The sequence below is a fragment of the Cognatiyoonia sp. genome (genome assembly GCF_965661665.1).
In the GTDB taxonomy this organism is placed as follows: Bacteria; Pseudomonadota; Alphaproteobacteria; order Rhodobacterales; family Rhodobacteraceae; genus Cognatiyoonia.
Window position 1 is genome coordinate 24687 of record NZ_CBFIEO010000016.1, and the last position, 8377, is coordinate 33063.

An 8377-nucleotide genomic window follows, 5' to 3' on the forward strand; every position below is an offset into this window, starting at 1 on the left:
TTGATGGTGGCATGGGCCAAGAGCTTGTCCGCCTCGCTGGTAAAGCAACGGGCATGTGGTCAAATCAAGCCCTGTTCGACACGCCTGATCACATCCGTAAAGTGCACGATATGTACTTTGCGGCGGGCGCTGATGTGGCGACGACCAACACCTATGCCGTCTTGCCAGACCGGTTCGAAGCTTACGGCGTGCTCGACCGACTGGACGAAATGACCGTTCGCGCTTGTGAGTTGGCGACAGCGTCACGCGATGCCAACGGCGGTGGTTTGATCGCTGGCAGCTTGGGTCCGATGGGGTTTTCTTACCAACCGGACAAAGCACCACCCGCGGCCGAAGCTGCTGAGGGTTACGCCCGCATTGCCAAAGTGCAGGCGGATTTTGTTGATGTGCATTTGCTCGAAACCATGGCCAGCGTCGATCAAGCCAAGGGTGGGCTCATGGGGGCATTGGTCACGGGCAAACCTGTCTGGATCGGCCTGACCGTGGATGACCAAGACGGCACCAAACTCCGCTCGGGCGAACCACTGGCCGACCTCGCGCCTGTCTTGGCACAACACACACCAGCCGTCGTGTTCCTCAACTGCTCCACACCCGAAGCCATTAATCAGGGTTCGCCAGAACTTGCCAAACTTGGCCTTCCGTTCGGTGCCTATGGCAATGGCTTTACCAAGATCACGAGCGATTTTGATCACATTGGGGCCACCGTCGATAGCCTGACCGCCCGCACCGATCTTACCCCTGACACTTATGCCGACCATGCTCAAGGCTGGGCCGATGGCGGCGCAACCTACATCGGCGGATGTTGCGAGGTTACTCCCGCACACATCAAAGAGCTAGCCCGGCGCTTTAAGGGAGAATAGCCATGGCATTGCCACCGTCACACGCACGCGTTGTCATCATTGGTGGGGGCGTCATCGGATGCTCCGTCGCTTACCACCTCGCCAAACTTGGTTGGAAAGATGTCGTTCTTCTGGAGCGCAAGCAACTGACCTCTGGCACCACATGGCACGCGGCGGGCCTGATCGCACAACTGCGCGCCACCGCCAACATGACCAAGCTAGCCAAGTACAGCCAAGAGCTTTACGGCAACCTCGAGGCTGAAACAGGCGTCGCCACGGGCTTCAAACGCTGCGGTTCGATCACCGTGGCTTTGACGGAAGAGCGCAAGGAAGAAATTTACCGCCAAGCGGCCATGGCCCGCGCCTTTGGCGTTGAGGTTGAAGAAATCAGCCCAGAAGAGGTGAAGGCGAAATACGAACACCTCAACATTGATGGGGTGACGGGCGGGGTTTATTTGCCGCTCGACGGGCAGGGCGACCCTGCCAACATCGCGCACGCCATGGCTAAAGGCGCGCGTCAAAATGGTGCTCAGGTCATCGAACGCACACTGGTCACAGGCGTCAAACGCGACGGCCGTCGGATCACGGGCGTTGATTGGGAACAGGGCGGCGAAACGGGTCACACGGCCTGTGACATAGTCGTCAACTGCGGCGGAATGTGGGGCCATCAGGTTGGCCGGATGCTGGGCGTCAACGTCCCGCTTCACGCGTGCGAGCATTTCTACATCGTGACGGAGGCGATCGAGGGCCTGACGCAAATGCCCGTCCTTCGCGTGCCGGATGAATGCGCATACTACAAAGAAGACGCTGGTAAAATGCTCCTCGGTGCGTTTGAACCCAACGCCAAACCTTGGGCAATGGAAGGCATTCCGGAGGACTTCGAGTTCGACCAACTCCCCGAGGACTTCGACCACTTCGAACCGATCCTGGAAGCCGCATGTGACCGGATGCCGATGCTGGCGGAGGCTGGCATTCACACCTTCTTCAACGGACCTGAAAGCTTCACCCCCGACGATGCCTACCACCTCGGCCTCGCGCCAGAGATGGACAATGTCTGGGTCGCTGCGGGCTTCAACTCCATCGGTATCCAGTCGGCTGGTGGTGCTGGCAGTGCGCTGGCGGCATGGATGGACACAGGCGAAAAGCCTTTCGATCTTGGCGATGTGGACATCAGCCGGATGCAGCCCTTCCAAGGCAACAAACACTACCTTTTCGAGCGCTCCAAAGAAACGCTCGGCCTGCTCTACGCCGATCACTTCCCCTACCTGCAAAAGAAAACCGCCCGCGGCGTTCGCCGGACGCCCTTCCATCAACATCTGCTGGACAACGGTGCTGTGATGGGCGAACTCGCGGGTTGGGAACGCGCCAACTGGTTCGCCAACGACGGCCAAATGCCAGAATATGAATATTCGTGGAAGCGCCAGAACTTCTTTGGAAACGTCGGTGCTGAACTCAACGCCATCCGCACCAACGTCGGCATGTATGACATGTCGTCCTTCGGCAAAATCCGCGTTGAGGGGCGCGACGTGACAGCCTTTATGAACCACATCGGCGGCGGCCAGTACGACGTGCCCGTTGGCAAAATCGTCTACACCCAATTTCTCAACCAAAACGCCGGGATCGAGGCAGATGTCACCGTCACCCGCCTCTCTGAAACCGCCTACCTCGTCGTCACGCCCGCCGCCACACGCCTTGCAGATCAAACCTGGATGCAGCGCCACGTGGGCGACTTTAACGTCATCATCACCGACGTCACAGCGGGCGAAGGCGTTCTCGCCGTAATGGGTCCCAATGCCCGCAAACTGCTGCAAGCCGTCTCTCCCAACGACTTCTCTAATGACGCCAACCCCTTCGGCAGCGCGCAAGAGATCGAGATTGGCATGGGCCTCGTCCGTGTCCACCGCGTCACCTACGTCGGCGAGTTAGGATGGGAGGTTTACACCTCCTCTGACATGGCAGGCCACGTGTTTGAAACCCTCCACGCGGCGGGCCAAGACTTGGGGCTCAAGCTCTGTGGGATGCACATGATGGACGCCGCCCGCATGGAAAAAGGCTTCCGCCACTTCGGCCATGACATCACGGCCGAAGATCACGTGCTCGAGGCTGGCCTTGGCTTTGCCGTCAAGACTGACAAGGACAATTTCATTGGTCGCGATGCTGTGCTCGCCAAGAAGGAGGCTGGCCTCGACACCCGCCTCGTCCAATTCAAACTGACCGACCCCGAACCTCTGCTCTACCACAACGAACCTGTGGTCAGGGATGGTGAGATTGTCGGCTACCTTTCCTCCGGCGGCTACGGCCACCACTTGGGCGCAGCCCTAGGCATGGGCTATGTCCCGTGCAAAGACGAAAGCGTGCAAGACCTGCTCGCCAGCCGCTACGAAATTGACGTCATGGGCACCCGGGTCAAAGCAGAGGCGCAGCTTAAACCGTTCTATGATCCAACATCCGAACGGGTGAAGGCCTAGCCGCCAACACACAAATGCTTGCTTGGCCGACCTGAAATCGGCTAAGAAAACTTCAGGAACAGGCGATGGCGTCGCCACTGACCCACATCGGGGCAGAGCTTCCAAACAAACCATCCTGAACGCCGGGATCTTGCTTTGCCGTTTTGCGCGGTGGGGGAAGGTGTGACCGCGCGATAGGAACACTCCTCACACGACCAAACTGGCCTGAACAGGAGTGAACCGATGGACGGAACATCACACATGACCGGGCTCCAGCGCCCTGACTTCTACCGCTTTCACCAAGGCGAAAAGGTCTTGCCCTTCTCTGACGCGGAATACGAAGCCCGCCTTACCGGACTGCGCAGGATTATGACGGCAGAGGGCCTAGACGCGGTTGTGCTGACCTCAATGCACAACATCGCCTATTATTCCGGCTTTCTCTACTGCACCTTTGGCCGCCCTTACGCACAGGTCGTCACTGCTAATGACACTGTGACCTTCAGCGCTGGCATTGACGCTGCCCAGCCGTGGCGTCGCTGCTACGGCGACAACATCACCTACACGGATTGGCAGCGAAACAACTACTGGCGCGCGATCCTATCTGTTGTCGGACAGGACAAAGCCGTTGGTTACGAAGGGGATCACCTCACCTTGGTGCAAAAGGCGCTGATGGATGAGTTTTTGACTCCATCCAGCACAGCCGACATCGCCCCCGCCACGATGAAACAGCGGTTCCACAAATCTCCTGCAGAGCTTGATCTGATCCGCGCAGGGGCCGCTACTGCTGATGTCGGCGGTTATGCCGTCCGTGAAGCGATCAAGGTCGGCGCGCGGGAGATTGACGTCGCAATGGCAGGCCGCGACGCGATGGAGCTTGAGATTGTGAAACGCTACCCCGATGCGGAATACCGCGACACGTGGGTCTGGTTCCAATCTGGCATCAACACCGATGGCGCGCATAACCCTGTGACAGGGCGTATGCTTGAACGCGGTGACATCCTCAGCCTCAATAGCTTCCCGATGATCTCCGGCTACTACACAGCCTTGGAGCGGACCCTATTTGTGGAAACCGTCGACGATGCAAGCCTCAAGATTTGGGAGGCAAACGTCGCCGCCCATGAATACGGGATGAGCCTTTTGAAACCGGGTGTCTCATGTGCCGAAGTCACACATGCCATCAATGATTTCTTCGCCGAACGCGACCTACTGCAATACCGGACCTTTGGCTATGGCCACTCCTTCGGGGTTCTCAGCCATTACTACGGCCGTGAAGCAGGGCTCGAACTGCGCGAAGACATCGACACAGTTTTGGAACCCGGCATGGTTATCTCGATGGAGCCGATGCTGACCATCCCAGAAGGTCAGCCAGGTGCAGGCGGATATCGGGAACATGACATCCTGATCATCACGGAAGACGGGAACGACAACATCACAGGCTTCCCCTACGGACCAAACCACAACGTCGTGGGCTAGAGTTTGACAGGTCTGGCCGCTGCCCATCGTTGGCCGGACCGCAGGTTATCGCGTTGGGCACTTTGGTGACTAAAGCCTGATGTGGCCGCACGCTACGTTAATGGCGCAAAGCGGTATACGCTGTGTGTACGCCCAGTGTACGGGATGTGACTCCCTCAAAAGTCTTGGTTTAACGCCGTTAACCATTTTTCGGCATCGCACGTTGGTCCACGCCCTTAATGCGCTCACACTTCATAAAGAAAAGGCCGCGCGATACCTCGCACGGCCTTTCGTCTGGGATTTGAACGGACGTTACTCGTCTTGCGGTACGAGCGCGTTCAGACCCTTTAAAATGTCGATGGCATAGGCGAGTTGGTAGTCATCTTCCCGCAACTGCGCCGCTGCCGCTGCCCGTTCGCGATCTTCCTCAATCTGGCGGATTTCATCCTCCGACAAGCTGTCGTTTCCAAGCGACCCGCGCAGGTCCGCCTCGGACCAGAAGCGTGGTGTGTCCTCTTCCTCCGCATCCGGATCAACCGGCTCACGACGGGGCTGTTCGACGATGATATCAGGTGAAATACCGAGCGCTTGGATCGACCGGCCAGACGGTGTGTAATACCGCGAGGTGGTCAAACGCATCGCGCCATCGCCCTGCAACGGCACGACCGTTTGCACTGATCCTTTGCCGAAGGATTTAGTACCAACAACAATCGCGCGGCGATGATCTTGCAACGCCCCCGCAACGATTTCTGACGCGGAAGCGGAGCCGCCGTTGATCAGAACGACAATCGGTTTGCCTTCCGCCAAATCACCGGGTGTGGCGTTGTACCGTTCCCCATCTTGCGGTTCCCGCCCGCGGGTCGAAACGATTTCTCCCGCATCAAGGAACGCGTCAGAGACAAAGACCGCTTGGTTCAGCAAACCCCCAGGATTGTTGCGCAAATCGACAATGAAGCCATCGATGTTGTCGATGCCGCCCGCAGCCTCGACCTGTTCTTTCAGACCTTCTTCAAGGTTCGGGAAGGTCTGCGCGTTGAATGTGGTGACTCGCAGGACAACCGCCTTACCCTCGGTCCGCGAACGGACAGCAGTCAGCTTGATCGTGTCCCGAATGATGGAGACGTCAAAAGGCTCCACTTCGCTTTCGCGCACGACTGTGATGATCACTTCTGACCCCACCGGACCACGCAGATATTCAAGCGCTTCGTCAAGAGTTAGGCCCAGCAAACTCTCCCCATCCACGGCGGTGATAAAGTCGCCCGCTTCCATGCCAGCGGCTGCTGCTGGTGTTCCGTCGATGGGTGAGACGACTTTGACGAAACCCTCTTCTTGTGTGACTTCTAAACCAAGCCCACCAAACTCACCGCGCGTCTGCACCCGCATGTCAGCGGCGTCCTCGGCAGAGAGATAGCTGGAATGTGGATCAAGCGACGTCAGCATACCGTTGATGGCCGCCTCGATCAGCTCTTTTTCGTTTACATCTTCGACATAGCCCGACCGGATCCGCTCAAAGATATCGCCGAACAAATCAAGCTGTTCATAGATCGCGCCCTCGCGTTTCGACTCCTGCGCCAACAACGGGCCCGCAACTTGCGTTGTCGCCACAAGGCCAAGGACCGTCCCGCTCGCGGCGGCTATAATCATCTTTTTCATCTCGAATCCTAATCTACTGCAGCGCAAACCAAGTGGCTGGGTCTACTGGACTTTGCCCTTCTCTGACCTCAAGATAAAGAGTCTGTGTCGAACCGCCGCGATTTCCACCCTCGCTTTGCGTCAAAATGCCGTCAACTGTTGGTGAAGACCCGCCCAGGAGGCCAATCGGAAAGCCCTCAGCGATTACTTGACCAACCTCGGTGTAGATTTCCTCCAACCCCATGAGGATGAAGAGAATGTTGGGCGCAGGTTCAAGAATCGCGACATTGCCGTAGTCTAATAAGGGTCCGACGAAGAGGACCGTAGCAGGCGTGGGGGAGGTGACGAGGGCGTGCGGACGGCCTGCGATGTGCAGGCCCGGACGGGTGGTGCCATCAGCATCTGGTGCGTTGAACCCCCGTACGACCAAGCCTTGTAAAGGCATGGCCAGCGACCCTTTCACATTGGTGCTGTAGGCGTCGTTGTTGGGTACGGCATAGGCGGCGCTCAGTTGTGCGGCGAAGGCGGTGAGGGTTTCAGCGCTTGCCACCATTAGCGCGGTTTGCGTCGGATCCTCTTCAAATCTTTTGAGTAGGTCAGTTCGGTTGGCGATTGCGGCGCTGAGTTTGGACCGTGCTGTTTGCGCCCCGCGCAGGCCCCGCTCTAACATGTCGGCGGCTGTTTTCTGAAGCTCTTGCAGGAGGCTCAACTCCTCCAATTCCGCGCGAAGCGCGGCCACCTGCCGTTGTAGGGCAGGCGTGATCTCCGTCGCCAGCATCCCAGCCCGCGCCATGCTCGTGGGACCATCGGGATGCAACAGCAGGGCAGGGGCAGTACCGCGCTCAAGCGACTGTAGCATACTCAATATGTTGGAGATGTCATCGCGCTTTGCATCCAGCCTGTTCTGCATGGCTTGGCGTTGCATGGCGGCTTGCCGCAGCCCGTTGCGCATGGCCACTAAGCTGTCCTCATAAGCGCGCACCGTCGTTGTCAACGCCGCAACGCGGTCCCGCGCAGATTGCGTCTCTCTCAAGCTTTCGGATGCCGCCTCAAGCTTTGTGGCAGCCTCGCTCACCTCTGATCCTGTTTGCGCAAAGGAGGCGGAGGCTGTGAGCAGCATCAGGAAGAAGGCGATGCAATGGGTCATTTGAGGAGCAGGCTTGCCCCCGTCATCTCAGCCGGTTGGTTGAGGCCCATCAATTCCAATATCGTCGGCGCAAGATCGGCCAATCGCCCATCGCGCAGGCCCGTGACGCCCTTTGCGCCGAAAATAAGAACTGGCACAGGGTTGGTGGTGTGCGCCGTGTGGGGTCCGCCTGTTTCGGGGTCGATCATGGTTTCGCAATTGCCGTGATCGGCGGTTACAATCATCGCACCACCTGCCGCCTCCAATGCGGTCAGAACTTCGCCCAAACCCCGATCCACCGCCTCGCAAGCGGCGATGGCGGCGTTCAGGTCTCCGGTATGGCCCACCATATCAGGGTTGGCGTAGTTCGTGACGATGAGGTCATAACCCTTCTCAATCGCGCCGACGAAAGCCTCCGTCACTTCGCCAGCCGACATCTCTGGCTGGAGGTCATAGGTCGCAACTTTCGGTGATTTTGGCATGAACCGATCTTCACCATCTTCTGGCGTCTCAACACCTCCGTTGAGGAAGAATGTCACGTGCGGATATTTCTCCGTCTCCGCCAAACGGAACTGGGATTTGCCATGCTGCGACACCCAAGACCCCAGCGTGTTGACGATGCTACGTTTTGGGAAGACCGTCTCATACCAATCGTTAAGGGCATCCGAGTATTCGACCATGCCCAGACGGGCGGCGAGGGGTGGCAGATCGCGCGCAAAACCATCAAAGTTGGGATTGGCAATCGCTGCCAGAATTTCCCGTGCGCGGTCGGAGCGGAAGTTTAGGCAAAAGACACCGTCCTTCGCATCAAAACCGCTGTAATCCCCGATGACGGAAGCTGCAATAAACTCATCCGTCTGGTCGTTGGCATAGGCCGCCTT

General features: G+C 58.2%; 6 protein-coding genes (1 of these 6 running past the window's edge). 3 read left to right on the forward strand and 3 right to left on the reverse strand.

Translation table 11 applies throughout. From position 1 onward, the window contains the following. Nucleotides 1-11: 11 nt before the first annotated feature. The 3 genes from ACTF5F_RS11065 to ACTF5F_RS11075 all read left to right on the forward strand — a co-directional run bounded on the left by ACTF5F_RS11065 (nucleotide 12) and on the right by ACTF5F_RS11075 (nucleotide 4759). Nucleotides 12-860 (forward strand): homocysteine S-methyltransferase family protein, encoded by an 849-nt coding sequence (locus ACTF5F_RS11065; RefSeq protein ID WP_438956981.1) that lies wholly within the window; start codon nucleotides 12-14, stop codon nucleotides 858-860. A gap of 2 nt (nucleotides 861-862) precedes the next feature. Next, a complete protein-coding gene (locus ACTF5F_RS11070; protein ID WP_438956929.1) occupies nucleotides 863-3307 on the forward strand; it encodes a GcvT family protein in 2445 nt (814 codons plus the stop codon). Between the two features lie 222 nt (nucleotides 3308-3529). Then, entirely contained in the window at nucleotides 3530-4759 is a 1230-nt protein-coding gene (locus ACTF5F_RS11075) for an aminopeptidase P family protein (protein WP_438956930.1), read from the forward strand. Nucleotides 4760-5050: 291 nt separating this feature from the next. Here the strand turns inward: ACTF5F_RS11075 and ACTF5F_RS11080 are convergent, their stop codons facing one another. The 3 genes in view from ACTF5F_RS11080 to gpmI are tightly spaced (at most 13 nt apart) and all read right to left on the reverse strand, a layout consistent with a single transcriptional unit that may run on beyond the window. Continuing rightward, nucleotides 5051-6391, reverse strand: a complete 1341-nt coding sequence (locus tag ACTF5F_RS11080) for a S41 family peptidase (RefSeq protein ID WP_438956931.1) — start codon at nucleotides 6389-6391, stop codon at nucleotides 5051-5053. 13 nt (nucleotides 6392-6404) lie between these two features. Next, nucleotides 6405-7517: a murein hydrolase activator EnvC family protein gene (locus tag ACTF5F_RS11085; protein WP_438956932.1), complete on the reverse strand. Its 1113-nt coding sequence runs from the start codon at nucleotides 7515-7517 to the stop codon at nucleotides 6405-6407. After that, nucleotides 7514-8377, reverse strand: partial view of a 2,3-bisphosphoglycerate-independent phosphoglycerate mutase gene (gpmI, locus tag ACTF5F_RS11090; protein WP_438956933.1) — the 3' portion only. It continues 741 nt past the right edge of the window; only the last 864 of its 1605 coding nucleotides appear in the window; its start codon lies beyond the right edge, outside the window — the gene reads right to left on this strand; it ends in the stop codon at nucleotides 7514-7516. Before gpmI ends, ACTF5F_RS11085 begins: the two co-directional genes overlap by 4 nt.